This is a genomic window from Paenibacillus sp. V4I9, assembly GCF_030817295.1.
Taxonomy (GTDB): domain Bacteria; phylum Bacillota; class Bacilli; order Paenibacillales; family NBRC-103111; genus Paenibacillus_E.
In genome coordinates this window covers 4,564,052-4,589,616 of record NZ_JAUSZE010000001.1, presented here as the reverse complement: position 1 = coordinate 4,589,616, position 25,565 = coordinate 4,564,052, and the positions used below count along the sequence as shown (strand labels likewise).

Genomic DNA, 25,565 nt, shown 5'->3' with positions numbered 1-25,565 from the left:
CTGTTCCATTTTATTATATAAGGGTGTAAGAATATTATATTTTAAGCCTGATAATAATCCAATACAATGTACTTATTCTTATATGAATAATCAAAATAAAAAGAGGTGCATAACTTGATAAACAAGAAACTTCCCAAAATTTGGTATGGTGGAGACTACAACCCAGAACAATGGGACAAAGAGATAATGAATGAAGATCTACGGATGTTTAAACTTTCAGGGATTGATGTTGCGACCATAAATGTTTTTTCGTGGGCGCTCTCACAGCCGAATGAAGATACCTACGACTTTGCATGGCTGGATGAAATTATCGACCGTCTTTATGAGAATGGCACCTACGTATGTCTAGCAACAAGTACAGGTGCTCATCCTGCATGGATGGCACGTAAATATCCGGATGTATTGCGAGTTGATTTCGAGGGGCGTAAACGTAAATTTGGAGGACGACATAATTCTTGTCCAAACAGCCCAACTTACCGAAAATATTCAGAGCGGATCGCAGAAAAGCTTGCTGAACACTACAAGGATAACCCAGCCGTACTAATCTGGCATGTTTCTAATGAATACGGAGGATATTGTTACTGCGACCATTGTGCGGACGGCTTCCGAAATTGGCTCCAGGAACGTTATACAACACTCGAAACCTTGAATAAAGTTTGGAATACGGGTTTCTGGGGTCATACCTTCTATGAATGGGCAGAAATTGTTCCACCAAATGCCCTTTCCGAAGAATGGGGAGTGGACAATACAAACTTCCAAGGAATCTCGCTCGATTACCGCCGTTTTATGTCGGATAGTTTGCTTGACTGTTACAAACTAGAATATAACGCCATCAAAAAACAAACACCTGACCTTCCCGTAACAACGAATTTAATGGGACTTTATAAAGAATTAGATTATTTCAAATGGGCTAAGCATTTAGATGTTGTCTCTTGGGATAATTACCCTTCCCTAAATACACCTATTAGTCTGACGGCCATGACCCATGACCTTATGCGCGGCTTGAAGCAAGGACAGCCATTCATGCTTATGGAACAAACGCCAAGCCAGCAAAATTGGCAGCCCTACAATTCACTAAAACGCCCCGGTGTTATGAAGCTTTGGAGCTACCAGGCTGTGGCTCATGGAGCCGATACCGTGATGTTTTTCCAGCTGCGCCGATCAGTAGGAGCTTGTGAGAAATATCACGGAGCCGTCATCGAGCACGTTGGACATGAACACACACGAGTGTTCCGCGAATGCGCAGAGCTAGGGTCTGAATTGCAAAAACTATCAGACAGTCTGCTGGACACTAGAATCAATGCTCGGGTCGCCATCGTTTTCGATTGGGAGAATCGCTGGGCCATCGAGCTGTCCAGTGGACCGACCGTTGCACTCAAATATGTGGATGAAGTCCACAAATATTATGACGCTCTATTTCAGCAAAATATTCAAGCCGATCTAATAGGCATAGACACAGATCTATCAGACTATGACATCGTTATTGCACCCGTGCTTTACATGGTGAAGAAAGGTTACGCAAAGCGGGTGGAGGACTTCGTCCGTTCAGGAGGAATCTTCCTGACGACATTCTTTAGCGGAATAGTAAATGAGAACGATATCGTCTCACTTGGCGGCTACCCTGGTGAATTGCGCGAGGTGCTCGGAATATGGGCAGAAGAAATCGATGCACTTTTCCCTGATCAAAGCAACCAAATCGTGCTAAAAGAACAATGGGGATCACTCAGCGGTGAGTATCAATGTGGACTTCTGTGTGACTTAATCCATTCAGAAGGAGCCGAGATAAAAGCGGTCTATGGCAGCGATTTCTATCAAGGAATGCCAGCACTAACCGTAAATAAATTCGGGACAGGTCAAGCATGGTATGTAGCCACTAGTCCTGAGTCATCCTTTTTGCAGGGATTTCTAGCTAATTTATGCAAAGAAAAAGGAATAACTGCCCCAATTCCCCCAGTTCCAGGTGTTGAGATTTCACAAAGAACCAATGAGAGTGGAACATATCTATTTATCCTGAATCACAATGATCAATCCGTGAACGTAGATTTAGGAACCTTAAAGGGAACGGATTTAATAGTAGGTCAACCAGTAACCAATACCGTTACACTTTCTGCAAAAGGTGTTCTCATTCTATCAATAAGTTGAACATATTCTTTTATAAGTTTTTGGAAAACAACCTCAGTCTCGAGACAAAGGTTGTTTTCATTTTATGTGTAATTTAACTATTGCAACAAACGTAGCATCGATCTCTCCATAGACGTAACCAATGTTAGTAAAATCGCCTTGAAATGGCTAAGGTCGTGAAATTTCTATTTATATTAGTAGTTTGATTCTGTGGTATCTACAATGAGTGAGGACGGGATAAATCAAACTAAAGTAATTCCTCCATAATATATAGAACTACTCTAACAACACTCGAACCATCCTTCCATCCTACTCAACAGTTCACTACCGTTACGTTGATATTTGAAGCGAGGGTGAGGATATGGAACTGCAATTTACCGATGTGCAATCTCATACGTTTCTAACAGAAGAGGAATGTGAGAATTTCTTAATGAAAATGCGCTGGTCAAATGGGTTTTGTTGTCCTGCTAAGGAGAATAGACTTAAAATAAATAGACTTAATTCCAAATTGATGATACGGAGTATTTTACCTAAGGATCACGAAAGATATTTACATAATAAGAATCGATCGGGCTTTACGTTTAATAAATGGATCATGACTTTTGTATCGGTCTATTTATATCCTACTTTTCTTAAGTGTTTTCAACTCTCTGCTTAGCCACAAAGGGCTTGAATTGACTCGGTCCTTTATTTCAGGCATGATGGATGAGCAGCATGTTTTGAATACAATGGAGTAGGGAGAGAGACTCGGTTGAAAAAGACTTTACAAGTACCTATTTATTTCTATCGGAAGTTTATTTCTCCTTTGAAGCCACCTACTTGCCGATTCTATCCCACTTGTTCGCAATATGCATTAGAAGCAATTGAAGTTCACGGTGCATTGAAGGGATCTTGGCTGTCGGTGAAACGGATTTGTAAATGCCATCCTTTTCATCCGGGTGGTGTTGATCTTGTGCCGGCACGAGCGGAAAATTTATCTCATAATGATCAGTCTGCTTGACAGGCAGCTTATATTTTCGATATATTTGCCTTAAGTTGTAAATATGGTTTCGATGAACGGATAAGTACAAACGGATGCCTATAAACAGAGAGCCGGGTTAGGTGAAAGCCGGTATAGGAGTAGGTTTGGAATATGGTCCCGGAGAATAGGTCTTCGAGCTACCCAAATTACATTTGAGAAACAAATGGCAAAATGGGAGTAAGCTGGCCTCGTGTCCCAGCGTTAATGGGGAAGTCGTAATCGACTTACTGAGCCCCGAGCTTGTGAAAGGCGGGGAAACCTGGGTGGTACCGCGTGAGTTCAGCTCTCGTCCCAAGATGGATGAGGGTTTTTTGTGTTTTCTACTAATTGCTAGGAGGAACGAATGATGTCAACGCAATCGAAAACATTTTACATTACAACACCAATTTATTACCCGAGTGATAAGCTGCATATTGGTCACGCTTATTCTACTGTAGCCGGTGACGCTATGGCCCGCTACAAGCGACTGCGCGGCTTTGATGTTAGGTATTTAACTGGTACGGATGAGCATGGTCAGAAGATCGAGCGCAAGGCCCAAGAGAAAGGGACGACGCCTCAGCTATTTGTTGATCATATTGTTTCAGGAATCAAAGAGCTTTGGGCGAAGCTGGATATTTCATATGATGATTTTATACGAACGACAGAAGATCGTCATAAAGCTGCTGTTGGTAAGATTTTTCAAAGATTACTGGATCAAGGGGATATTTATTTAGGTGAGTATGAGGGTTGGTACTGTATTCCCGATGAATCTTTTTTCCCGGAAAGCAAGCTGGTAGATGGGAAATGTCCAGATTGTGGGCGACCTGTGGAGAAAATGAAGGAGCAAACTTATTTCTTCCGGATGAGCAAATACGCCGATCGCTTAGTGCAGTATTATGAGGATAACCCAGATTTCATCCACCCAGAATCTCGTAAAAATGAAATGTTGAATAACTTCATTAAACCAGGTCTTGAGGATTTGGCAGTATCCAGAACGACTTTTGACTGGGGAATCAAAGTTCCAGGGGATCCGAAACATGTCATTTATGTCTGGATCGATGCGCTATCCAACTACATTACCGCACTTGGCTATGGTTCTGAAGATGAAAGTAACTTCAAGAAATATTGGCCTGCTGATGTTCATTTAATGAGTAAGGAGATTGTTCGATTCCACACGATTTATTGGCCAATTATGCTGATGGCTCTTGATTTACCTTTGCCGAAAAAGGTGTTTGCGCACGGCTGGCTGCTCATGAAGGACGGCAAAATGTCGAAGTCCAAAGGGAATGTTGTCGATCCGGTTACGTTGATCGACCGTTATGGATTAGATGCGCTGCGTTACTATCTCATGCGCGAAGTGCCTTTTGGGGCGGATGGAACATTTACGCCAGAAAGTTTTGTTGAGCGAGTCAATCATGATCTCGCCAATGATCTCGGGAATCTATTGAATCGTACGATCGTGATGATCGATAAGTACTTTGCAGGCAAGATTCCCGCTTATGTTGCGGGGGCTACCGAATTTGACGAAAGTCTCTTGGAGACTGTTCGTTCTACGGTAGCGAAGTACGAGGAAGCTATGGAAAAGATGGAATTTTCCATTGCGCTTTCAGCTGTGTGGCAGCTTATCAGCCGTACGAATAAATATATCGACGAGACGCAGCCGTGGTCGATGGTGAAGGATGAGGCCAAGAGAGAGATTCTTGGCTCCGTGATGTATGTGCTGGCAGAATCCCAGCGCATTTCATCCGTGCTGCTGCGTCCGTTTTTGACCAAGACGCCGGAACTGATTTGGCAGCAGCTAGGCTTAGCTGACGAAGACCTGCCACGTTTGATGGCGTGGGAGAGCGTGCAAACCTTCGGGCATCTCCCTGCTGGCACAAAGGTGCAGAAGGGAGAGCCTATGTTCCCTCGACTGGACGTGGAGGCAGAAATCGCCTACATCGTCGAGGCTATGGGAGGCGGCGCTGCAGCTAGCGCCGAAGAATCGACAGCGGCAGCACCTGCGGCTGCTGCCAGTACAGTGCCCGCGCCAGAGGCAAAGGATGAAATCGCAATTGACGATTTCGCCAAGGTGGAGCTGCGCGTAGCACAGGTGTTATCGGCGGAGCCTGTGAAAGGCGCCGATAAGCTTCTCAAGCTGCAGCTCGACCTCGGATACGAGCAGCGCCAGGTTGTCTCGGGCATCGCGAAGTTTTACTCGCCCGAAGAGCTTGCTGGACGCAAAGTGATTTGCGTCACGAATTTAAAGCCCGTCAAGCTGCGCGGCGAGCTGTCACAAGGAATGATTCTCGCCGCTTCACATGGCGACCAACTGACTCTTGCTACTGTCCCTGATTCGATGCCGAATGGAGCCATTGTGAAATAATCGGAACCAATCGAATAAACACCCTATCCCTTATTTTTCCGGGATGGGGTGTTTGAGTTGGATGGGTGTTTTTAATGTGAGTGGGGCATGATAAAGGAAACTAACCACGGAGTGAGGCATATGAGTGTTCGGTTTCTTGTGAAATTAATGAGTATAACAGGAATGGTTATTCTTATATCGGCTTGTTCGATTTTCGGTGGCGACTCGGGTAAGAAGAAGGAGGATGCCAAAAAGGATCAATCGAAATCTAAAACACAGAGTACAAAAGGGAAAGAAAGTATTATTAATCAAGAGTTGAAAAAGCAATACGAGATGTACAATGAGATTCTTCAATATAAGATTGAACAGGATAAAAAGCTTATTAAACAGTCAGAAGAACGTTATAAGAAGTTAAAAGAGGAAAGTGATAAACCATCTGATTCTAAGGAAAGTGGGGATACAAGTAAAAAGGATTCAGGTGGCAAGAAAGGTGATGAATCGGGTGGAGGTCAATCGAAATAACCATCACGAACCATTAACTTGCAACAGATGGGGCCATGCTGTGATTCGGCAGCTGGCTTTTTTGTTTTTTACGCTTCGATGTATTGACTTCAATTAAGGGGACTCGTATAATCAATTCGTTAATAAAAATTATTACGATTTAGAAAATGGGTGGGTTGATTATGATGGTAAGAAATAAGAGAGTTCTTTACATAGTCTTATTGGCTATTTTAACGGTTGTCATGGCTGGTTGTGGAAGTACTGCAAGTTCGAAAGCTAAGATGGTTCAAGGCAAAGTCAATGTAGTGACCAGTTTTTATCCCCTTTATGAATTTACCCGCAACATTGGCGGGGAGTATGTGAATGCAATCAATTTGGTCCCAGCTGGCGTAGAACCGCATGATTGGTCGCCTAAGAGCAGAGACATCAAAAATATGACCCAAGCCCAGGTTTTTGTGTATCAAGGAGCAGGATTTGAAGGTTGGGTACAGGACTTCCTCGGTAGTTTGTCGGCAGACTCGACTTTAAAGGTAGTTGAGGCTAGTAAAGGGGCAGATTTAATAAAAACGACGGAAAATAAAGAGGAATATGACCCTCATGCTTGGTTAAGCCCGTTAAACGCTGTGAAAATGGCTAATAATATTAAAATGGCATTGATTGAAGCGGATCCTGCTCATAAGGATGTTTTTGAGCGAAATTATACGGAATATGCAGCGAAATTGACCGATTTGGATGCGCGATATAAAAAAGAAATTGCTCTTACATCGAAGAAAGAAATTGCGGTTTCCCATCACGCTTTCGCTTATTTATGTAGGGATTATGGTTTGACACAAATGTCCATAATGGGATTATCACCGGATGCTGAGCCGACTGCTCAGGATTTGAAAAAAATGAATGAGTTTTTGAAAGAACATGGTTTGAAATATATTTTCTTTGAAGAACTGGTATCAGATAAACTAGCCAAAACGTTAGCTAAAGATGCTAAAGTGGATACAATGGTACTTAACCCGATAGAGGGATTAACGGATGAACAGATGAAGGCAGGCAAAGATTATATCTCGATCATGGACGAAAATTTGAAAAACCTAGTAATTGCCTTACAATAAGGTAAGCGTAATTCTATTCTTAATGAGTCAGGAGTAAAAAGATGGAGAATAACAGTAAAAACTTTTGCCATCGGAGCATAGTATCTATTGATAAGCTTTCATTCTCCTATGATAATAAGAAAGTGATAGATAAGCTTCATTTCGATGTTCTTGAACGTGATTTTGTGGGTGTCATTGGTTCCAATGGCGCTGGGAAAACCACGCTGCTTAAAATGCTTGTCGGTCTGTTGAAACCAACAGAAGGGGAGATCAGGCTGTTTGAAAGCCCACTGAGCCAATTCAAAGATTGGGAACGTATCGGTTATGTTCCTCAAAAAAATGCGTTCAACCCCTTATTCCCAGCGACAGTCAGGGAAATTGTTTTATCTGGTATGTATAGCAAGAAGAGGGTCTATCGCCGGTTGACCAAAGCCGACATTCAAAAGGCTGAAGACGCGATGCTTGCAATGCGCATCGAGGATTTAGCTGACCGTCGTATCGGTCAGCTGTCGGGGGGACAGCAGCAGCGTGCTTTCCTTGCACGCGCTATCGTAAATAACCCTGAGCTGCTCATACTCGATGAGCCGACGGTTGGCATCGATGCTGAAACGCAGGTCGGATTTTTTCGAATGATCCGCCATATGCACCAGCATCATCATATGACCTTCATCATGGTATCCCATGATATGGACATGATGCAGTCATATCTAGGTACAGAGCCGCAAAAGGTTAGTGGCGGCATTAAGTTTTATGTAAAGCATACCCATGATCCGGAGGATTGCCGTGAGACGAACTTGACACACTCAATCGGCCAGATTCGTGAGATGATCGGAGTTCAATAAAGAGGAGAGACTTTGTTCTCCGAACAAAGATCCCTATATTAGGAGCGGGCATTTTGGACATATTTACGGAATACTTTTTTCAACGTGCATTAATTGGTGGCATTCTGATTGGGCTTACAGCGCCTTTAATGGGCGTTTTTCTTGTCCTTCGACGGTTGTCCATGATTGGGGATACACTTGCGCATGTTTCAATTGCAGGTGTTGCTCTTGGATTTCTCATTAACGTGTATCCTTTGGGTGTTGGCCTCGTGTTCGCTTTGCTTGCATCGTTTGCCATTGAACGTTTGCGCAAAGCCTACAAGACCTACGCTGAGCTTTCCATAGCCATTATTATGTCAGGCGGGGTTGCACTGGCGACTCTCCTTTTTACTATTGGCAAAGGCTTTAATATGAACGTCATGAGTTATTTGTTCGGCAGTATTTACACATTGGATTCAACCGATTTATGGGTTGTTTTTGGTGTTTGTGTGCTCGTAATTGCCGTAATCGCGGCCCATTTCAAAGAGTTCTTCCTTATGTTCTTTGATGAAGATGCAGCGAGTGTAAGTGGACTTCCGCTTAAATATTATAATATGATGATTACAATGCTAACAGCTCTTGTGATATCAGTCGCTATCAAAATTGTTGGTGCACTGCTAGTTTCCTCGTTATTAACCATACCGGTAGCGTGCAGTTTATTGATCGCTCGGAGCTTTAAACACTCCGTCTTTTTAGCGATACTATTTTCTGAAATTGCTGTTGTCATTGGACTTGTCATTGCGGGTGTATGGGATCTCGCTCCGGGTGGAACGGTTGTACTCACTCTCATATCGATTCTGATCGGGATCATTTTGAAAAGAGGATTGAGGATTTAATATGGATTCTGTTAATTTGTGGATTGCTTTATGGGCGGGAATTGCTTCCTTCATATCACCTTGTTGTTTGCCCTTATATCCTTCTTATCTTTCCTACATAACGGGAATTTCAGTTAGTGAATTGAAATCAGGGGAATCTTCCTCGGCAGTTCGGCGTCAAACGATGCTGCATACGTTAAGTTTTATCGTTGGGTTTTCGATCATTTTTTATGCGTTAGGCTTAACAGCTGGCTTCCTAGGCAATTTTTTCATCGATTATCGTGATTTGCTTCGACAAATAGCAGCTTTATTAATTTTCATCATGGGATTGTTCCTGCTTGGCATTTTCCAGCCTCAATGGTTAATGAAGGAACGTAAATTGCAAATCAAATTTCGTCCTGCCGGCTATATAGGTTCTGTACTTGTTGGAATGGGGTTTGCAGCAGGGTGGTCCCCTTGTGTTGGACCGATTCTGTCCGCCATCCTTGCGCTCGCTACAACGGAGCCTGGTACATGGTTTCAATTAACGACCGCCTATTCGCTTGGCTTTGCGATTCCATTTTTTATATTATCTTTTTTTATTGGATCTACGAAATGGATACTGCGCTATTCAAACCTGATTATGAAAATAGGAGGGGGCTTGATGATCGTCATTGCGGTTCTGCTCTACACAGGCAAAATGACGCAAATCACGCTTTGGTTAAACTCCATAACCCCCGATTGGTTAAAGTTTTAATCACGTGAAATATTCAATCTTCGCATGCGGGAATTTATCAAAGATTTGCTCTGTGATAAATTCCCTTAGTGTGTTTACTTGAACCATGGGATATTTGACCGCATCTGGGTTGATGCATTATGATAGTTAAGCAGTATGTGGAAATAAAGGAAAAGCAGGGGGAAATAAAGCAATGGCAACGCCAAGTATGGAAGACTATTTGGAGAGAATATACAAGCTTATTGACGAGAAAGGTTACGCTCGTGTCTCCGACATTGCTGAAGGGCTTGAGGTGCACCCCTCTTCTGTAACTAAAATGATTCAAAAACTGGATAAAGATAATTACTTGATCTATGAAAAATATCGCGGACTCATGTTAACTCCCAAAGGGAAGAAAATGGGGAAGCGTTTAGTGGAGCGTCACCAACTTCTAGAAAATTTCTTAACGACTATTGGTGTCCAAGAGGACAATATATATAAGGATGTAGAAGGAATTGAGCATCATTTAAGCTGGGATTCCATTACTTGTATTGAAACGTTATTAGAATATTTTCGAAGAGAACCGAATCGGATGGATGATCTAATGAATGTTCGTAAAGATTTAGAGGCTGAAAGCTAGGCAGAGACCGCTATTTGCGAGGCTCTGTCTTTTTTTTGGGTATATAAACATACTGCCACCGCATACATAACAATGGAAGCCCTATAGTCGATATACTAGGAGGGGTGTCGATTTGAAGATCAACGGAGTGTTTGAAGGCGGGGGCGTAAAGGGGATTGCACTAGCTGGTGGAGTAAGCGCGGCGATGAAGCAAGGGCATGTCTTCAATGATGTCGCAGGTACAAGCTCAGGGTCCATCGTAGCGGCTCTTCTGGCCGCAGGTTATACAGGAGAAGACATGAGGGAAATGATCCTGAGATCACCTTTCAGGTCGTTTATGCAGCGCTCACCTATTTTTAATACGAAAATTATTGGTCCGGCCGCGCGGCTGTTCATCAAAAAAGGCTTGTACTCCGGAGCAGCGTTGGAGGATTGGGTAAATCAACAATTAGCAGCCAAAGGAATCCGTACATTCGGTGACTTGAGACATAATCAGCTGCGCGTTATTGCATCCGATATTACGCAAGGTAAGCTGTTGATACTACCTAATGATATCGCGCAATATGGGATAGATCCACGCAAATTTTCTATCGCCAAAGCCGTTCGGATGAGCACGAGTATTCCTTATTTCTTCGATCCTGTCATGATTCGGCGCAAAATAAAAAGCTCTGCAAAGGCAGCGCCATTCGCAGAGCAATTTTATTATATTGTTGATGGTGGCTTGTTAAGCAACTATCCACTTTGGGTATTCGACCAGGAAACGGATCGTGAGGATATCATCCCTGTTATTGGTTTCCAATTAGTCGGTAAAAGCGACATGCCCACACATAAAATTAAAGGACCGATAACCATGTTGGAAGCGTTATTTGGTACGATGCTAAGCGCACATGATGAGCGCTACATTGAGCAAAAGAATCGGTTCCGTACGGTCAAAATCCCTACTTTAGGTGTAGGAAATACGCAGTTTAACATATCGAAAGAACTCAGTATGTCTTTATACGACTCAGGCTTTCAAGCTTCCACTGATTACTTCAATAATTGGTCCGCTGAAACATATGAACAGAATTACGATAAGTTAGTTTTGCGACGTCAATAACACTTAGTGGTATTAATGATATTTCGGTAAATCGTCTGAATCGGAATCTTTACTTCCGTTAATAACACGGAACTTGGCGTTTTTCCTTTTCCCTTTGGCAGGCCCCCGACCAGTCGAATTCTTTCTCCAACGAGAAGGTGGGAATTTGTATAGAAAAAAAATAATCCCTAACACGAGAATAGGAATGAATAAAGTTCGCAAACTTACCAGCAAACCAATCGCAATCAAAATCGCAATGGCGATCTCGATCGGGGAAAATTTTCTTCTCATGCCCGTCCCTCCAAAATTCGTTGTTCTGCTTCACGCATGCGGTTGAAAGAAGCAATCGACACCTCAACTTGACTGTCTTCAGGTTCCTTGGTAGTAAGCAATTGAAGCCATAGTCCTGGATAGCCTAAGTAACGAAGGACAGGAACCTCACGAAGCGAATTAGTGAATCGTAATACCTCGTAAGAAACACCAATCACAACAGGCAGCAATATTAAACGCTGCACGATGCGTTCAACATATCCGTCATAGTGAAGAAACGAGTAAATGACGACCCCGATCAATACGGTGAAAACGATGAAACTGCTGCCACAACGATAATGAAGCGTGTTGAATTTCTGTACATTACTTACCGTAAGTTCTACGCCTGCTTCATAAGCACTAATGACCTTGTGCTCAGCACCATGATATTGAAACAATCTGCGGATCATGGGTGTCAAAGATATGAAATAAATATATCCGACAAGTAAAATAATCTTAATAACACCTTCTATAAGATTATGAAGAAATTGATTGCTAAATACATTTTGAAACAAAAACTGTTCGATGACAGCTGGAACCAGCGTGAATACGAATTTCCCAAATAAAAATGAAATCACACCCACAACAGCTACGCCAAGAATCATCGAAATATTAGAAAAGAAGCCTGGTTTTTCTTCTTTCTTGGCACTGTTATCATCCTCGCCTTCTTGTTCAGCGAAGGATTCAGCCGAGAAATTCAAATGCTGTGCGCCTTTAGCGCTTGATTCTATGATTCCCACAATACCGCGTATAAACGGAATTTTCTTGAGTGTTTGGACCCAAGGGATCACTTTCTTCGGTACTTCTAAGTAATCAAGGGAACCATCTTTTTTGCGCACAGCGGTTACATGCACATTTTTTCCTGCGAACATGACGCCTTCAATGACGGCTTGTCCTCCGTATATACTGTTTTGTTCTGCCACAAGATCCACCTTCTTATCTTTCTCAAATTCGGTTATTTGTACTTTCTTATTGTAACGGATTCGTAGATTGAATGCTACCGATAGCGGTAGAACATACTATTCTTACCTAAGGAAAGACAAGTAACATCTGCAGAGAAAGGAAGACAATGGATGACAGGTGATAATAAGGAAGAAAAACTCCTTACAAATCGTTGGTTATTTGCCCTTTACATCGGTTTTTTCGCTGGATTCATATGGGGTGCAATCAAGATTGTTGAGTACTATTTAAAATTTACCAAGATTGTAATCGGTTTTCTTATAGAGCCTTTTTTCAAACATGATTTTCTGCATACTTGGCAGGGAACGCTCATTGGATGGGGTTTCTTCACTTTATTTTCAATCGTTGCTGCGTTTATCTATATGGTCACGATGTGGAAGCTTCAGGGGCCATGGTGGGGGCTAGGGTATGGTGCTCTATGGTGGGCAGCGATATATTTACTCATAGGCCCATTATCAGGGATGACCTATTGGATTCATGATCTGGATCTAGATACCGTTCTTAGTGATTTTTGTTTGTTCCTACTGTGGGGAATGTTTATAGGTTATTCCATTTCTATTGAATACACGGATGTAAGAACAATACGACCTATACACAAGACATGAAAGTTATGGTAAAATATCAAGGTTAAATAGGCTTGTAGAGCCCATTTTTCGATGAAAAATGCTTGGGAGTGATTTCCTGTTGAAAAAGGTTCTAGTCATTAATGGTCCGAACTTAAATATGCTCGGCGTACGTGAACCTGGCGTGTACGGAACGGTTTCGCTTTCAACGATTATTCAAGGTTTGAATGAATTAGCTGAGGCGCTGTCGATCGAGCTTGAAAGTTTTCAATCGAATCATGAAGGCGATATTATTGATAAAATTCATGAAGCGTTTGGTACAAAGAATGGTATTGTGATCAACCCAGGAGCATTCACGCATTATAGTTATGCTATTCGCGATGCACTTTCCACGGTTCAATTGCCAACTGTAGAAGTTCACATTTCGAATATACATAAGCGCGAAGAGTTTCGTCATCATTCGGTTACAGCGCCTGTCGTTATCGGTCAAATCTGTGGATTCGGTGCACAAAGCTATGAACTTGGTTTAAGAGCATTATTACCCCATATGTGAAAGATTGGTGATCTCATGCAGGAGAAACGTATTGAACGTCTTCGCAAAGTTATGCAACAGCAAGATTTAACGGCAATACTCATCACGAACCCTTACAACCGTACATATGTATCTGGTTTCACTGGTTCTTCTGGCTATGTCCTTATAACATTAGACCGTGCCTTATTGTTAACTGATTTTCGTTATATGACGCAAGCTCCTCAGCAAGCTAAGCTATTTGAAGTTGTTGAGCATAAAGCTAAAGCAATCGAAACAGTGAAGGAACTCTTACAGCAACAAGGGATCACGAAGCTTGGCTTCGAGCAAGTGGATGTATCCTATGGTGATTTCCTAAATTACCAAGAAGGATTAGCGGGTATCGAATTGGTGCCTACATCACGCGTTGTTGAGTTAATTCGAATGATTAAAGATGAGGCGGAATTACAGATTATGCAAGAAGCCGCCGATCTAGCTGATCAAACTTTCTCCCACATTCTTTCTTTCATCAAGCCAGGTGTTCAGGAGAAGGATATTGCCCTTGAGATCGAGATGTTTATCCGCAAAAATGGGGGGACTTCTACATCGTTTGATTCGATTGTAGCCTCTGGAGAACGTTCTGCGCTTCCCCATGGCAAAGCAAGTGATCGCGTGCTCCAAATAAACGAATTTGTCAAATTGGATTTTGGAGCGTATTATAAAGGGTATTGCTCAGATATCACTAGAACAGTTATGCTAGGTAAGCCGACAGACAAACATAAAGAAATTTATGACATTGTACTGGAAGCCCAATTAAACTGTTTAGCCAATCTCAAACCAGGAATCACTGGCAGAGAGGGCGATGCTTTTGCACGTGATGTTATTGTAAAGCATGGCTATGGCGATTACTTCGGTCACGGTACCGGACATGGTTTAGGCATGGAAGTTCATGAAAATCCACGCTTGTCGAAAACCGAGGAAATGATTTTAACACCAGGTATGGTGGTTACAGTTGAACCCGGCATTTATCTCCCCAACTTTGGTGGAGTTCGAATTGAGGATGACGCAGTAATTACTGACACCGGCATTAAAATACTTACACATTCTACCAAAGATTTTCTTATTATTGACTAGCGGAGGGATTCACAAGTGATATCAGTTAACGATTTCAAAACAGGTCTTACGATTACAGTTGAGCATGATATTTTTACTGTTCTAGATTTCCAACACGTTAAACCAGGTAAAGGCGCAGCATTCGTGCGCTCCAAGCTTAAAAACCTACGTAACGGGAATACCGTTGAACGTACATTCCGTGCTGGCGAGAACGTTGGCCGCGCACACATCGATAACCGTGAAATGCAGTACCTGTACGCAAGCGGTGACGAGTATACGTTCATGGATACAGAAACGTATGATCAGTTCGCGCTTTCTCATGAACAGTTGAAATGGGAATTGAACTTCCTCAAAGAAAATATGAATATCAAAATTTTGAGCTATCAAGGCGAAATTCTAGGAATCAACCTACCGAAAAGCGTTGATTTGAAAGTTATTGAAACAGAGCCTGGTATTAAAGGCAACACAGCGCAAGGCGCTCTTAAAGGTGCAAAAGTAGAGACAGGACTTATGGTTCAGGTTCCACTTTTCATTAATGAAGGCGACGTTCTTACGGTTGATACCGAAGATGGCAGATACATCTCCCGTGCCCAGTCTTAATGGGACAAGCCTCTCTGACTCACTCGAGTCAGGGAGTTTTTTTGTATGTAGCGTGCATTTCTTACCACAGGGTCACATTTTATGCTATAATATTGAATTGTTATGCACTAGAATGCGTTGGGAGTGGGTCAGCTTTGTCTCTTATAGTGATGAAATTTGGCGGAAGCTCTGTCGGTGATGCAGAGCGAATGAAGCGTGTTGCAAAAAGAATCGTTGAGCGAAAACAAGCAGGACATAGCTGCGTTGTTGTCGTTTCGGCGATGGGAGATACAACGGATGATTTGATCGACCTGTCTAAGCAAATTTACGATGGAGCCCCTCCGGCTCGTGAAATGGATATGCTGTTAACGACAGGAGAGCAAGTATCGGTAGCTCTCTTATCGATGGCGATACATAACTTGGGTGAGCAGGCGGTTTCTTATACCGGTTGGCAAAGTGGTATTTATACGGAACCGGTTCATGGTAAGGCAAGAATTACGGATATTCAGCCACATCGTGTTCTGAAGGCTCTAGAACAAGGCAATGTCGTCATTGTAGCCGGCTTCCAAGGGATGACCGAAGCGGGTGAGATTACCACACTAGGCCGCGGCGGGTCGGATACAACGGCTGTTGCGCTTGCTGCTGCTATTAAAGCAGATTTATGTGAGATTTATACCGATGTAGATGGGATTTACTCGACAGATCCGCGCATCGTGAAGGTTGCGAGAAAGCTAAATGAGATTTCCTATGATGAGATGTTGGAGCTTGCTAATTTAGGGGCTGCTGTTCTTCATCCAAGAGCTGTAGAATATGCCAAAAATTATAACGTTACCTTAGTGGTACGTTCCAGCTTTACTTACAATGAAGGTACCAACGTGAAGGAGGAAGCAGTGATGGAGCAAGGAATCGTCGTTCGAGGCATCGCTTATGATAAGAATGTGGCAAGAATTAGTATTCTGGGTGTACCTGAGAAACCGGGACAGCTGGCGAAAGTGTTTATTGCGCTTGCCGAAGAGCAAATTGATGTCGACATCATCGTACAAAGCGGTGTGATCGGCGGTTCGGCTGATTTCTCTTTCACAACGACCCTTGCAGATCGTGAAAAAGCGTTGACCGTCATTGAACAAATTCGCGGTGACATCGGATATCGTGAAGTGACTTCTCAAGTGAACCTTGTGAAAGTGTCCATTGTTGGCGCTGGCATGGTAAGTACACCAGGCGTTGCTGCAACGATGTTCAAAGTGATTTCTGATCTTGGTATCTCAATTTCGTTAGTTAGTACATCCGAGATTAAAATGTCGTGTGTCGTTGATAACACGAACCTAACCGAAGTTATCCGTGCTCTGCATACAGCGTACGGCTTGGACACTACGGAGCAAGCGTTTGTTGGTGGACCAGAAGATCGCAGATAATCGAAATCTTAACCGATTTTATCCGAAATAAAATAAGCTAGTTTTAATAAAAAAGCCGTTATTCCGGCTGCCATTAAGGGGCCAACCGGAATGCCGCGCATAAATATAATGCCAAATATGGAACCAATCACAAGACCCACAATTAATTGTGGGTCTATTTTTAGCAGTTCCAACCCTTTTCCATTCATATAAGTAGCAATAGCTCCGCCAAGTAGTGCGATGATACCCGGCCAAGTGGTGAATACCGATAGGATATCCTTCATAGAGATGCGCTCGCTGGCAAAGGGGACCAGGACCCCAATCGTCAAGAACAGCAATCCAAGTTCCAATCCTCTGCGCTCCATCGTGGGGAAATAACGATCTAAACCAATAAGTTTAATCGCAAGTAAAATGCAAGCCGCAGTCGTAATAATGGGTGATCGGCCAATGAGTCCAATAATAATGAGAATAACTAAGAGCAAATTGCCATTCATAATCAAAACCCCTTGTCCTCATACTTCAATCTTAGTTTATGAGAAGGGCATGTATTTAGAACGCAGGCGAGTCTATCCGTGGTGAAGCAGTACCATCTGATCTCGTTGCAAGATGGGAACATGATCTGTGGTATTCGTTTTTGCGCACAAAACCAAATCAGCCTGGGAACCAGACTTATTCATTTTCTTTCCATTACTGCAGGTTAATATTGTTTCATATAACGTATCCTTCGATTGCAGATAACATCCTCGAACAGCCATGCCGAAATCATTAACTGCCATATTTTTGTCACCGAGCAGAATGGATAATTCCTCAAGGATAAGACCTGCGCAAAGCCCGTCTTCCATTGAGAAAACATCTTGGGTTCCTGCACATAAAATAACGGTGTCCCTTTTGAAATCGACCGCGGCCTTCGCACAGGCCTTACTATTTAATAGGGCTCCCGCTAGCACGTGATCAGCTTTCATCGCTTTCTGAATGCCTCTTGTTCCATTCGTGGTTGTGAGAATAATTCGCTTGCCTTGGACGGCTGCTTTAGTGTATTCCAGTGGCGAATTACCGAAATCGAAACCAGGAATCTTTTTACAAAAACGCTCGCCTCCAAGCAAATCACCCTCACGAAATAACTCTTTGGCTTTCAGAACTGTTTCCACAGGAACAATGGCTTTGCAACCGTTAACCAGTGCGGTGATGATCGTGCTAGTTGCACGTAAAACATCAACGACAATGACGGTTTTATGAAGAAATTCGTCACTTCTAGCTTCGCCGATGTTGGCGACAACCTCGATATGCATCTTTTAATCCTTTCTGGTACCCAAAGACAACGTATCGGAACGGAGTCCTCTCCGTAATGCTTCCAACGCAATCAACTCATCCGGTGGAATATTGCCCAAGTGGATGTTGGGGCCTAGCATGTTAATTAAATGCACCTGCTGACTTTTGAGCGGTGCTTCCCATAAGAGCTGCTGTCCGGGAATTGCGGAAAGCACTCTTTGCAATTCGTCGTCTTTACATTTCCCGTTATGATCAAAAATACCGACGCCCATGCCTGACTCCCGGGCTTCAATGGTAACCATTTTTGCCCCGAGTTCCGTGTCGATCAAGACCGTTTCAATTAATTCCTCCAACTCAATGGAGGATCCCCAGCCTTTCTTGCCATATTCGGTAATGACCTCGAAACCCTCCTCCAATCCTCTGGCAATAAGCTCGTTTCGAAGTCTGCGCTCCATCTCAATCGTCCCGTCGGAAATTTCAACACCATTAAAACCAAGTGCGATAAGCATGTCAAAAAAAGAGCTTACTGCATTCTGTCTGATGGCAACCTCCAGAAAGGTACCACCCGGGTAAATGCATATGCCGTTTTCTTTTGCTGAGTTAATCTTACTTTTAAGTACGTGTAACGGATAAAGCGGCGAGGTACCGAAGCCAATCTTGATCATATCCAGATGGCTGCTTGACGTGCTGAGCAGATCTTGAAAAGCGTTCAAGCCTAATCCTTTATCCATCACCATCGTTTTACCCAGCGTTCTTGGTTTAGCCTGCCTTTGTCCTGTGGGATCGGCTAGAACGGGGTTCCATTTCAAATGAGAGGTCACTTCCATCTGTAATTCTCCTCACTGTCCTTTGAAGGTTCAATTCTGTGTTCAGCATATGCATCTTGACAAATGGAGGTGCCCAGCATGCCTAAAATCAGACGAGCTTGCATAAGGTAGGGTAAAAAGCTTTGACCCTACCTTATGCGTTCTGTCGAATAAACGGTCACTCCGCGAATTTATAAAAACCTCCAGGACTCCATTGTAAAGCTGTTCCTTTTATTGGATTGAGTTGGTAGGAACAGCTTTACAAAAGTCGCTCTTCCGGCCTTTTATAAATCCGCTCCACTAAATATTCGACGACACATAAAGCTCAAACATTTTTACGAGGAGGAGTAGAAAGAAATGAACAAAATTGTCCTAACGATGGCTTCGCTGAGGATGATGTCGGGGAGTATCGAAATTATCGCAGCGATCTTGATGCTGAGGCTGGCGACGGTGGAGAAGGCGCTGCTGGTGAACTCAGGGCTGGCTCTAGTAGGTCCTCTAGTATTACTAGCAACAACGACGATTGGATTAGTAGGAATAGCAGAGAAACTATCATATGGCAAAATGCTGTGGGTGATTGCGGGAGTAAGCTGCCTCTTTATTGGTATTTTAAAAAAGTAATCGGTCATATTTCTTTCTATTAAGCATAGAAATGAGTATAGAAGACTGGACAACTTGGAGGGATGTCTCCCTATGCTTGATTCGATTACGCACTTGCTGCCTCAAACTTTCCGATTTCTCTTAGCCGGACTACCGCCGGACGTACAAGCTAGTGTTGAAGAAATCAGGGTGAGAGAGTCACGGCCCCTTGAGATTAGCTGGGGGGACCGTTATACCTTTGTGGGTGAACGGGGGGAGATGTTGACTCAGGAAACGAAGGCATATAAGCCGACACGGCAGGACTGTCTAACGTTACTAGAGATGCTCACGAATCATTCCTTGTATACCTTCGAGGAAGAGCTGCGTAGAGGCTATATAACGATTGCTGGCGGCCATCGAGTAGGACTAGCAGGGCGAACCGTTTTGGATCAGGGACATGTCAAGCAAATACGTGATGTGAGTTCTTTCAACATAAGGATTGCCCGCGAGATCCAAGGGGTCGGCCGAGAGGTGTTGCCACAGCTATTCGATCCTATACTGAGAAGCATCCATCATACGCTCATCATTTCACCTCCGCAGCATGGGAAGACAACGCTGATCCGCGATTTGGCTAGATTGATTAGCCGGGGAGAGTGGGGGACGAATAACGTTTCGACGGCTGGTAAGAAAGTGGGAGTGGTGGATGAACGATCAGAACTGGCTGCATGTGTCAAAGGGGTGCCCAGATTCGATCTGGGGCCACGAACTGACGTTATGGATGGTTGTCCGAAGGCGGAAGGCATGATGATGATGATTCGGTCGTTATCGCCAGATGTCCTGATTGTGGATGAGATTGGGCGTCCAGAAGATGCGGACGCCATCCATGAAGCTGTTCACACGGGGATTCGCGTCGTAGCCACTGCGCATGGTGCTGATTATGAGGATGTACGCAGGAGGCCGGTTCTGAAACAGCTGTTGGAAGAGGGTGTATTCACGAGGTATGTCATCCTGCATAGAAGAAAAGGTGCACAAGCTTCCTATCGTATCTTAGATTGTCAGGGCAAGCCCTTGGAACTCTATCCTGTGCGTAAAGGATGATGTTAGATGCTGAAATTTGTCGGAGGGGTTCTTATTATCGGTGCTGCCACATTGTTTGGCTTCCTAAAGGCTGCGCACTATATAAGACGTCCCAAGCAAATCCGTGGTCTTATCAGTGCATTAGGGAGAATGGAGACGGAAATCATGTACGCACTCACACCGCTGCCTGAAGCATTCGCCTCACTCAGCAAGCAGGTTGCAGAACCGCTTTCTTCCTTATTTCGAATAACTTCAGAGCGTTTATTGAAGAGTGACGGTAAATCCACCCGTGAGATTTGGCAATGGAGTGTCAATGATGTATGGATAAGAACTTCGATGAAGCAAGCGGAACAAGAAGTGGTGCTGCAGCTAGGAGCCGTTCTTGGACTCACAGATCGAAGTGATCAAATCAAGCATTTACGGCTCGCGATTAGCCAACTTCAAACAGAAGAAACCGAGTCTAGGGAAGAACAGCGGCGCTACGAGAAAATGTGGAAAAGCCTCGGTGTCTTAATCGGAGCATTGATCGTGATATTGATGTATTAATGGTAGCAAGGGATACTTGGCCGTACAAGTGAGTTCCTTGTCAACAGAGTGAGGTGCCTGGAATGAACGTAGATGTGAATGCCATTTTCCAGATCGCCGGCATCGGTATCATCATCGCGATGATCCATTCGGTGCTCAAGCAGATGGGCAAAGAGGATATGGCACACTGGGTCACGGTCATTGGCTTCGTGGTCGTGCTCTTTATGGTCGTCAGTATGCTCGATCATTTATTTAAAGAAATCAAAACGATCTTCCTATTCCAATGAGGTGGGCCTGATGGAAATCATCCAGATCGTAGGTTTAGGACTCATCGTTACGATATTAACGCTCATCATCAAAGAGCAGAAGCCAATGTTCGCTTTCTTGTTGGCAGCATTTACGGGCATCATGATTTTCTTGTTCCTCATCGGTAAAATTTCTTCTGTCATCCAGGTGCTCGAGGATTTAGCTCAAAGGTCAAGCATCAATATGGTTTTTCTCAAAACGATTCTGAAAATCATTGGTGTTGCTTACATCGCTGAATTCGGTGCTCAAATCGTGCGAGATGCCGGTCAAGAATCCATTGCCTCCAAGATCGAGCTTTCCGGGAAAGTGCTCATTATGGTGATGGCTATTCCAATCATTACAGTCATCATAGAGACCGTCGTTAAACTGCTCCCTGCTTAGATGATCCATGAGGAGTGACATTTATGAATCTACTTTATTCGCACCAGAAGCTGAACAACCGCTGGATCATTTTGTTCATAATGACAATGGGCTTGTGGCTTGGATTGACGGGCAATATGGCCGCCGAATCGCCTGCGGATGTCATTATCAAGGAGCAGGCCAACCATCTGAATACGGAACCTGTTGAACAATACTGGGATAAGCTCATGAAGGATTACGGCGGTTACTTCCCTGAAAGTAAGACGCCAACCTTCATGGAATTGCTTCTTGGGACCAAGGGCATTAGCATGAAGAGCATTTTCAAAGGGTTGCTTAGCTATGTGTTCCACGAAATCATCATTAATGGAAAGCTGCTTGCTTCGATCGTTATCCTGACGATTTTCAGTATGATTCTCGAAACGCTGCAAAGCTCCTTTGAAAGAAATACGGTCAGCAAGCTTGGTTATTCAATTGCCTATATGGTTCTAATTATTATAGCAATCAACAGCTTCAGCATAGCAATCGGTTACGCTAAAACGGCTATTTCATCCATGATTCAATTCATGATTGCCATTGTACCTTTGCTGTTAACTCTTTTGGCATCAATGGGCAATGTCACTTCTGTGGCGATTTTACATCCACTGATTGTGTTCATGATCCATTCAGTTGGCACAGCGATATATGTATTTATATTCCCTCTATTGTTCTTTTCAGCTGTCCTGCACATCGTAAGCTCCCTAAGCGAGAAATACAAAGTCACCCAGTTAGCGAACCTGCTGCGCACAATAAGTTTAAGTTTGCTGGGAGTATTCGTCACTGTTTTTCTCGGCGTTATATCGATTCAAGGGACTGCGGGAGCGGTTAGAGATGGGGTTGCGATTCGAACGGCAAAGTACATTACCGGAAACTTTGTCCCCGTTGTGGGACGCTTATTCTCGGATGCAACAGAGACAGTGATTGGGGCATCGCTGCTTGTGAAAAATGCTATCGGACTCGTTGGGGTTGTCATTCTAATCTTGTTGTGTGCGTTTCCGGCTATCAAAATTTTAACGCTAGCTTTCATCTATAACTTATCCGCAGCGATCATGCAGCCCTTGGGAGATAGTCCGATTATTGCTTGCTTGCAAACGATAGGTAAGAGCTTAGTTTATGTGTTTGCGGCACTGGCAGCCGTCAGCTTAATGTTCTTTCTAGCTCTAACGATCATGATTGCGATCAGTAATGTCTCCGTGATGATGCGGTGAAAGGAGGCAGCTATGGATTGGTTAGCGGGATGGCTAAAAAGCGTCATCATGGTCATTATGTTGGCTACATTTGTTGATCTACTACTTCCCAGTAATACCATGCAGCGATATGTCAAAACGGTTATGAGTTTATTCATCCTGCTTACTTTGTTATCTCCGGTACTTCAATTGTTTCAGAAGGATTGGGACATCGATCAATTAATCGGTCAAGCGGAGCAGCGGCAAACCGAAAAAACAATGCTTGCAAGCAGCGGTAGTGGAAATCCATTTATGAAATCGCTCGATGTGATTACGAAGGATGCTCAAAAGCTTCAAGAAGCAGGACAAAAGCAATCACAGCAAATGATTCAAACACAGCTGGCTGAGCTGATGAAAGAGGATTTACAGAAGCAAACAGAGCTGATCATTCAAGACGTTCAGGTGCTGGCGCAAATCGACAATAACGGGAAACCCGCTATAACGAAAGTCAGGGTAACCCTTGATGATATAGAAGCGACGAAACAGGTACGATCAACGTCAACCACTAAAAGCATAGCTGTCATGGAACCAGTCAAGCCAATTGATCCGATACGGATCGAACCAACAACGAAGCTGCAGGGAAGTAACCTCAGTGACAAAGAAGCAGCTGCTCTGCCTAAGTTATCGTCACGAATAGAGCAAGAGGTTGACCATCTCAAGCAAAAAATCGTGCGTGATTGGATCGTGGAGCCTGCACAGATTGATATCCAAATGAAACAACGGAATGGAAGGATTGCGAGGTGAATCGATGGGAACATTGCTGCAATGGATGGAGCACAAATTCGGCGGAGGTCCGGGAGGACCCAAACGCAAGAACACGCTCTTGTGGGTCGTTATGATTGGACTCTTGGGAGCTGCGCTGATGATTATGAATGCATTTATGACTGTAAAAGATGTTGATCCCATCAATGCGGGCAGAGCCTCTCCGCAACCCAGCAAAGAAACATTTCTCAACAGTACATCCAAAGAAAATTCTACCTTTCACGATTATGAAGCGGCCTATCAAACGCAGTTGAAGGAGATTTTGCAGAAAATTGTTGGCGTAGGCGATGTTGAAGTGCTCGTTACAATTGAGTCCACGGAAGAAATGACAGTCGACAAAAATTATAATGACAATCAGCAAATGACAACAGAACGCGACAATGGTGGAGCTACACGGAATATATCCCAGGTAACGCGGAGTGGTGAAGTGGTTGTCTATCAAGTGTCTGGTGACCAGAAACCGCTTGTGCTCAAATACATTAAACCGAAAATCAGAGGCGTCATCGTTGTCGCCAAAGGCGCCGAGAATCTCACGGTGAAAAAAATGATTACAGAAGCTGTAGAGCGAGGACTTGATGTGCAAGCGAGTAGGATCTCTATTTTACCCCGTAAAACTGGGGGATGAATGTGGCAGTAAATCAAAATTGAGGAGGAATTTCAATGAATGCGAAAAGACAAACAATTTGGCTCGTTTCTATGCTTAGTTTAATGGTGGTGCTTTCCGCTTATTATCTGTTCACAGAGGATGTTAATAAGCTTGATTTAGCAACAACGGAAACGATCAATAAAACGCAAGAAGTGAAGATTGATATGAGCCAGGTTGACCCTGCGAACGCAGCTAAAACAGATGTGAAAGCGACAACTGGTGGAGATGCAAAAGTCGACACGAAAGCTGTGACACCGCAAAATTCAACAAAAACAGACGCAAAAACAGATGTTAAAACCGATGCTAAAACAACAACGACGCAAGATGCTTCCAAAGCGACTAAACCAGATACGGCTAAAACGGATGATCAAGTTCTGAAGATCGTTGAGGAGCAAGCGAGAACGACATCAGCTAGCGATTATTTCACGAATGAGCAAATGAAACAAAGAGATTATTTCAGCAAAACATCCTCGGATTTAATGGAAATCATTATCGATTCTAAGAAGACACCTGAAGCTGTAGCTAAAGCGACAAATGATTTAGCGAAGCTGACAGATATTCAAGAAAAAGTAGAAAATTTACAAGATGTGCTTATGAAAGACTTCCCGCAAGCCATTATTAATCAAGATGGAAACAAGTGGAAAGTGACAGTTCAAAGCGATAAATTGGAGAAAAGCCAAGGTGTAACGATCGTTGATATGGTAATGAAAGAGCTTGGTACAGGTCCGGAAAATATTAAGATTCAATATGTTCGTCCTTAGTAAAAAGAGGTGAGTTTAGCCTGCTGGGGATGGCAATGGAAAGGGTCCGGACAAACTGGACTCTTTCCATTTCTTGCGTTTATGGGTATAATACATACGTTGCGGCTATGAAACCGCATTTTTTACTGGTTCACCAACCTTGAAGGAGTGACATGAATGTTTAAATTGAGTGAAATCAAAGAGTTGATCAAACTCGTCGATCAATCCTCTTTACAAGAGCTTGAAATCGAAAATGAAGGTGCACGCCTTTCTATTCGCAAGCCGAATAAAACGGAGTCTGTCTATGTAACGGCCCCCGTTCAACACACGTATGCTCCGATCGGTCAAGCAAGCATTGCTAACACAGCACCTGCTGCCGCTCTCGAAGCTTCGATCCCTGCGACTACTGGACATGCTAAGCAAGAGGACTCATCTTTACATAAGATAGTTTCACCGATGGTAGGAACCTTCTATCAGTCTGCTTCTCCTGGCTCTGCTCCTTTCGTAAGTGTTGGCTCCAAAGTAGGCGACAAAAACGTCGTCTGTATTGTGGAAGCTATGAAATTGATGAATGAAATCGAAGCTGAAATTAAAGGTGAAATCGTTGAAGTGCTCGTAGATAACGGTCAGCTTGTTGAGTACGGTCAACCTTTATTTTTAGTTAGACCAGAGTAAGCGATTAGTAAGCTTATGCTT

Annotated in this window: 31 protein-coding genes; 26 read left to right on the top strand and 5 right to left on the bottom strand. The window is 43.5% G+C overall.

Annotated features, from left to right (window positions below; all coding sequences use genetic code 11):
• The first annotated feature begins 114 nt into the window (after window positions 1–114).
• From QFZ81_RS21690 to QFZ81_RS21645, 11 genes are all read left to right on the top strand, one after another.
• A complete protein-coding gene (locus QFZ81_RS21690; protein ID WP_307604641.1) occupies window positions 115–2,142 on the top strand; it encodes a beta-galactosidase in 2,028 nt (675 codons plus the stop codon).
• A gap of 340 nt (window positions 2,143–2,482) precedes the next feature.
• Complete coding sequence (locus tag QFZ81_RS37445) at window positions 2,483–2,779, top strand: transposase (protein ID WP_373462618.1); 297 nt, start codon at window positions 2,483–2,485, stop codon at window positions 2,777–2,779.
• A gap of 93 nt (window positions 2,780–2,872) precedes the next feature.
• Entirely contained in the window at window positions 2,873–3,121 is a 249-nt protein-coding gene (gene yidD / locus QFZ81_RS21685; RefSeq protein WP_307441562.1) for a membrane protein insertion efficiency factor YidD, read from the top strand.
• 367 nt (window positions 3,122–3,488) lie between these two features.
• Window positions 3,489–5,486 (top strand): methionine--tRNA ligase, encoded by a 1,998-nt coding sequence (gene metG / locus QFZ81_RS21680; RefSeq protein ID WP_307606984.1) that lies wholly within the window; start codon window positions 3,489–3,491, stop codon window positions 5,484–5,486.
• A 120-nt stretch (window positions 5,487–5,606) separates the two neighbouring features.
• The gene (locus QFZ81_RS21675; RefSeq protein ID WP_307441564.1) at window positions 5,607–5,987 is read left to right on the top strand and encodes a hypothetical protein; all 381 of its coding nucleotides are present in this window, start codon (window positions 5,607–5,609) and stop codon (window positions 5,985–5,987) included.
• Window positions 5,988–6,148: 161 nt separating this feature from the next.
• Window positions 6,149–7,072, top strand: a complete 924-nt coding sequence (locus tag QFZ81_RS21670; protein WP_307604639.1) for a metal ABC transporter substrate-binding protein — start codon at window positions 6,149–6,151, stop codon at window positions 7,070–7,072.
• A 41-nt stretch (window positions 7,073–7,113) separates the two neighbouring features.
• Entirely contained in the window at window positions 7,114–7,893 is a 780-nt protein-coding gene (locus QFZ81_RS21665) for a metal ABC transporter ATP-binding protein (protein WP_307441567.1), read from the top strand.
• Window positions 7,894–7,946: 53 nt separating this feature from the next.
• Window positions 7,947–8,747: a metal ABC transporter permease gene (locus QFZ81_RS21660; protein WP_307441569.1), complete on the top strand. Its 801-nt coding sequence runs from the start codon at window positions 7,947–7,949 to the stop codon at window positions 8,745–8,747.
• 1 nt (window position 8,748) lies between these two features.
• Window positions 8,749–9,462 carry a cytochrome c biogenesis CcdA family protein gene (locus tag QFZ81_RS21655; RefSeq protein ID WP_307441571.1) on the top strand — a complete coding sequence of 238 codons (714 nt, stop codon included), beginning with the start codon at window positions 8,749–8,751 and terminating at the stop codon, window positions 9,460–9,462.
• Window positions 9,463–9,634: 172 nt separating this feature from the next.
• The gene (mntR, locus tag QFZ81_RS21650) at window positions 9,635–10,060 is read left to right on the top strand and encodes a transcriptional regulator MntR (protein ID WP_047673922.1); all 426 of its coding nucleotides are present in this window, start codon (window positions 9,635–9,637) and stop codon (window positions 10,058–10,060) included.
• 112 nt (window positions 10,061–10,172) lie between these two features.
• Window positions 10,173–11,135, top strand: coding sequence for a patatin-like phospholipase family protein (locus QFZ81_RS21645; RefSeq protein ID WP_307441574.1), 963 nt, complete (start codon window positions 10,173–10,175; stop codon window positions 11,133–11,135).
• 12 nt (window positions 11,136–11,147) lie between these two features.
• Here the strand turns inward: QFZ81_RS21645 and QFZ81_RS21640 are convergent, their stop codons facing one another.
• Window positions 11,148–11,405 carry a hypothetical protein gene (locus tag QFZ81_RS21640; RefSeq protein WP_307441576.1) on the bottom strand — a complete coding sequence of 86 codons (258 nt, stop codon included), beginning with the start codon at window positions 11,403–11,405 and terminating at the stop codon, window positions 11,148–11,150.
• Window positions 11,402–12,295, bottom strand: a complete 894-nt coding sequence (locus QFZ81_RS21635; RefSeq protein WP_307449619.1) for a DUF1385 domain-containing protein — start codon at window positions 12,293–12,295, stop codon at window positions 11,402–11,404. Before QFZ81_RS21635 ends, QFZ81_RS21640 begins: the two co-directional genes overlap by 4 nt.
• Window positions 12,296–12,496: 201 nt before the next feature.
• Here QFZ81_RS21635 and QFZ81_RS21630 point away from each other — a divergent pair, with 201 nt between their 5' ends.
• From QFZ81_RS21630 to QFZ81_RS21610, 5 genes are all read left to right on the top strand, one after another.
• Complete coding sequence (locus QFZ81_RS21630) at window positions 12,497–12,988, top strand: YqhR family membrane protein (RefSeq protein ID WP_307604637.1); 492 nt, start codon at window positions 12,497–12,499, stop codon at window positions 12,986–12,988.
• A gap of 79 nt (window positions 12,989–13,067) precedes the next feature.
• Window positions 13,068–13,499, top strand: coding sequence for a type II 3-dehydroquinate dehydratase (gene aroQ / locus QFZ81_RS21625; protein ID WP_307441580.1), 432 nt, complete (start codon window positions 13,068–13,070; stop codon window positions 13,497–13,499).
• 15 nt (window positions 13,500–13,514) lie between these two features.
• Window positions 13,515–14,588: a M24 family metallopeptidase gene (locus QFZ81_RS21620; protein WP_307441581.1), complete on the top strand. Its 1,074-nt coding sequence runs from the start codon at window positions 13,515–13,517 to the stop codon at window positions 14,586–14,588.
• 15 nt (window positions 14,589–14,603) lie between these two features.
• Window positions 14,604–15,167 carry an elongation factor P gene (gene efp, locus QFZ81_RS21615; protein ID WP_307441582.1) on the top strand — a complete coding sequence of 188 codons (564 nt, stop codon included), beginning with the start codon at window positions 14,604–14,606 and terminating at the stop codon, window positions 15,165–15,167.
• 134 nt (window positions 15,168–15,301) lie between these two features.
• On the top strand, window positions 15,302–16,558 hold the full coding sequence (locus QFZ81_RS21610; protein WP_307441583.1) for an aspartate kinase: 1,257 nt from the start codon (window positions 15,302–15,304) through the stop codon (window positions 16,556–16,558).
• An 8-nt stretch (window positions 16,559–16,566) separates the two neighbouring features.
• Here the strand turns inward: QFZ81_RS21610 and QFZ81_RS21605 are convergent, their stop codons facing one another.
• From QFZ81_RS21605 to comA, 3 genes are all read right to left on the bottom strand, one after another.
• On the bottom strand, window positions 16,567–17,031 hold the full coding sequence (locus tag QFZ81_RS21605; protein WP_307441584.1) for a DUF441 domain-containing protein: 465 nt from the start codon (window positions 17,029–17,031) through the stop codon (window positions 16,567–16,569).
• Window positions 17,032–17,103: 72 nt separating this feature from the next.
• Entirely contained in the window at window positions 17,104–17,826 is a 723-nt protein-coding gene (locus QFZ81_RS21600; protein ID WP_307441586.1) for a 2-phosphosulfolactate phosphatase, read from the bottom strand.
• Window positions 17,827–17,829: 3 nt separating this feature from the next.
• The gene (gene comA / locus QFZ81_RS21595; RefSeq protein ID WP_307604635.1) at window positions 17,830–18,633 is read right to left on the bottom strand and encodes a phosphosulfolactate synthase; all 804 of its coding nucleotides are present in this window, start codon (window positions 18,631–18,633) and stop codon (window positions 17,830–17,832) included.
• A gap of 336 nt (window positions 18,634–18,969) precedes the next feature.
• On the opposite strand from comA, the gene QFZ81_RS21590 reads away from it, so the two are divergent.
• From QFZ81_RS21590 to accB, 10 genes are all read left to right on the top strand, one after another.
• Entirely contained in the window at window positions 18,970–19,233 is a 264-nt protein-coding gene (locus QFZ81_RS21590; protein ID WP_079409538.1) for a YqhV family protein, read from the top strand.
• Window positions 19,234–19,305: 72 nt separating this feature from the next.
• Window positions 19,306–20,289, top strand: coding sequence for a stage III sporulation protein AA (gene spoIIIAA / locus QFZ81_RS21585; protein WP_307441591.1), 984 nt, complete (start codon window positions 19,306–19,308; stop codon window positions 20,287–20,289).
• Window positions 20,290–20,295: 6 nt separating this feature from the next.
• Window positions 20,296–20,814 carry a stage III sporulation protein SpoIIIAB gene (gene spoIIIAB / locus QFZ81_RS21580; RefSeq protein ID WP_307604633.1) on the top strand — a complete coding sequence of 173 codons (519 nt, stop codon included), beginning with the start codon at window positions 20,296–20,298 and terminating at the stop codon, window positions 20,812–20,814.
• Window positions 20,815–20,876: 62 nt separating this feature from the next.
• A complete protein-coding gene (gene spoIIIAC, locus QFZ81_RS21575; RefSeq protein WP_029197158.1) occupies window positions 20,877–21,080 on the top strand; it encodes a stage III sporulation protein AC in 204 nt (67 codons plus the stop codon).
• Window positions 21,081–21,090: 10 nt separating this feature from the next.
• Window positions 21,091–21,480 carry a stage III sporulation protein AD gene (gene spoIIIAD, locus QFZ81_RS21570; protein WP_307441594.1) on the top strand — a complete coding sequence of 130 codons (390 nt, stop codon included), beginning with the start codon at window positions 21,091–21,093 and terminating at the stop codon, window positions 21,478–21,480.
• A 23-nt stretch (window positions 21,481–21,503) separates the two neighbouring features.
• A complete protein-coding gene (gene spoIIIAE / locus QFZ81_RS21565) occupies window positions 21,504–22,703 on the top strand; it encodes a stage III sporulation protein AE (RefSeq protein ID WP_307604631.1) in 1,200 nt (399 codons plus the stop codon).
• Window positions 22,704–22,715: 12 nt separating this feature from the next.
• Window positions 22,716–23,465: a stage III sporulation protein AF gene (spoIIIAF, locus tag QFZ81_RS21560; RefSeq protein ID WP_307604628.1), complete on the top strand. Its 750-nt coding sequence runs from the start codon at window positions 22,716–22,718 to the stop codon at window positions 23,463–23,465.
• 4 nt (window positions 23,466–23,469) lie between these two features.
• Complete coding sequence (gene spoIIIAG / locus QFZ81_RS21555; RefSeq protein ID WP_057307059.1) at window positions 23,470–24,108, top strand: stage III sporulation protein AG; 639 nt, start codon at window positions 23,470–23,472, stop codon at window positions 24,106–24,108.
• A 35-nt stretch (window positions 24,109–24,143) separates the two neighbouring features.
• Window positions 24,144–24,890, top strand: a complete 747-nt coding sequence (locus QFZ81_RS21550; RefSeq protein ID WP_307441599.1) for a SpoIIIAH-like family protein — start codon at window positions 24,144–24,146, stop codon at window positions 24,888–24,890.
• 156 nt (window positions 24,891–25,046) lie between these two features.
• Complete coding sequence (accB, locus tag QFZ81_RS21545; protein ID WP_057306420.1) at window positions 25,047–25,544, top strand: acetyl-CoA carboxylase biotin carboxyl carrier protein; 498 nt, start codon at window positions 25,047–25,049, stop codon at window positions 25,542–25,544.
• Window positions 25,545–25,565: the final 21 nt, after the last annotated feature.

Bases quoted from the DNA above. Each gene is read 5' to 3' on its own strand.
- QFZ81_RS37445 (WP_373462618.1), top strand. From the start codon at position 2,483: ATGGAACTGCAATTTACCGATGTGCAATCTCATACGTTTCTAACAGAA.
- metG (WP_307606984.1), top strand. From the start codon at position 3,489: ATGTCAACGCAATCGAAAACATTTTACATTACAACACCAATTTATTAC.
- QFZ81_RS21675 (WP_307441564.1), top strand. From the start codon at position 5,607: ATGAGTGTTCGGTTTCTTGTGAAATTAATGAGTATAACAGGAATGGTT.
- QFZ81_RS21670 (WP_307604639.1), top strand. From the start codon at position 6,149: ATGATGGTAAGAAATAAGAGAGTTCTTTACATAGTCTTATTGGCTATT.
- QFZ81_RS21665 (WP_307441567.1), top strand. From the start codon at position 7,114: ATGGAGAATAACAGTAAAAACTTTTGCCATCGGAGCATAGTATCTATT.
- QFZ81_RS21655 (WP_307441571.1), top strand. From the start codon at position 8,749: ATGGATTCTGTTAATTTGTGGATTGCTTTATGGGCGGGAATTGCTTCC.
- mntR (WP_047673922.1), top strand. From the start codon at position 9,635: ATGGCAACGCCAAGTATGGAAGACTATTTGGAGAGAATATACAAGCTT.
- QFZ81_RS21640 (WP_307441576.1), bottom strand. From the start codon at position 11,405: ATGAGAAGAAAATTTTCCCCGATCGAGATCGCCATTGCGATTTTGATT.
- QFZ81_RS21635 (WP_307449619.1), bottom strand. From the start codon at position 12,295: ATGTTCGCAGGAAAAAATGTGCATGTAACCGCTGTGCGCAAAAAAGAT.
- QFZ81_RS21630 (WP_307604637.1), top strand. From the start codon at position 12,497: ATGACAGGTGATAATAAGGAAGAAAAACTCCTTACAAATCGTTGGTTA.
- QFZ81_RS21620 (WP_307441581.1), top strand. From the start codon at position 13,515: ATGCAGGAGAAACGTATTGAACGTCTTCGCAAAGTTATGCAACAGCAA.
- QFZ81_RS21605 (WP_307441584.1), bottom strand. From the start codon at position 17,031: ATGAATGGCAATTTGCTCTTAGTTATTCTCATTATTATTGGACTCATT.
- QFZ81_RS21600 (WP_307441586.1), bottom strand. From the start codon at position 17,826: ATGCATATCGAGGTTGTCGCCAACATCGGCGAAGCTAGAAGTGACGAA.
- comA (WP_307604635.1), bottom strand. From the start codon at position 18,633: ATGGAAGTGACCTCTCATTTGAAATGGAACCCCGTTCTAGCCGATCCC.
- QFZ81_RS21590 (WP_079409538.1), top strand. From the start codon at position 18,970: ATGAACAAAATTGTCCTAACGATGGCTTCGCTGAGGATGATGTCGGGG.
- spoIIIAA (WP_307441591.1), top strand. From the start codon at position 19,306: ATGCTTGATTCGATTACGCACTTGCTGCCTCAAACTTTCCGATTTCTC.
- spoIIIAB (WP_307604633.1), top strand. From the start codon at position 20,296: ATGCTGAAATTTGTCGGAGGGGTTCTTATTATCGGTGCTGCCACATTG.
- spoIIIAC (WP_029197158.1), top strand. From the start codon at position 20,877: ATGAACGTAGATGTGAATGCCATTTTCCAGATCGCCGGCATCGGTATC.
- spoIIIAD (WP_307441594.1), top strand. From the start codon at position 21,091: ATGGAAATCATCCAGATCGTAGGTTTAGGACTCATCGTTACGATATTA.
- spoIIIAE (WP_307604631.1), top strand. From the start codon at position 21,504: ATGAATCTACTTTATTCGCACCAGAAGCTGAACAACCGCTGGATCATT.
- spoIIIAF (WP_307604628.1), top strand. From the start codon at position 22,716: ATGGATTGGTTAGCGGGATGGCTAAAAAGCGTCATCATGGTCATTATG.
- spoIIIAG (WP_057307059.1), top strand. From the start codon at position 23,470: ATGGGAACATTGCTGCAATGGATGGAGCACAAATTCGGCGGAGGTCCG.
- QFZ81_RS21550 (WP_307441599.1), top strand. From the start codon at position 24,144: ATGAATGCGAAAAGACAAACAATTTGGCTCGTTTCTATGCTTAGTTTA.
- accB (WP_057306420.1), top strand. From the start codon at position 25,047: ATGTTTAAATTGAGTGAAATCAAAGAGTTGATCAAACTCGTCGATCAA.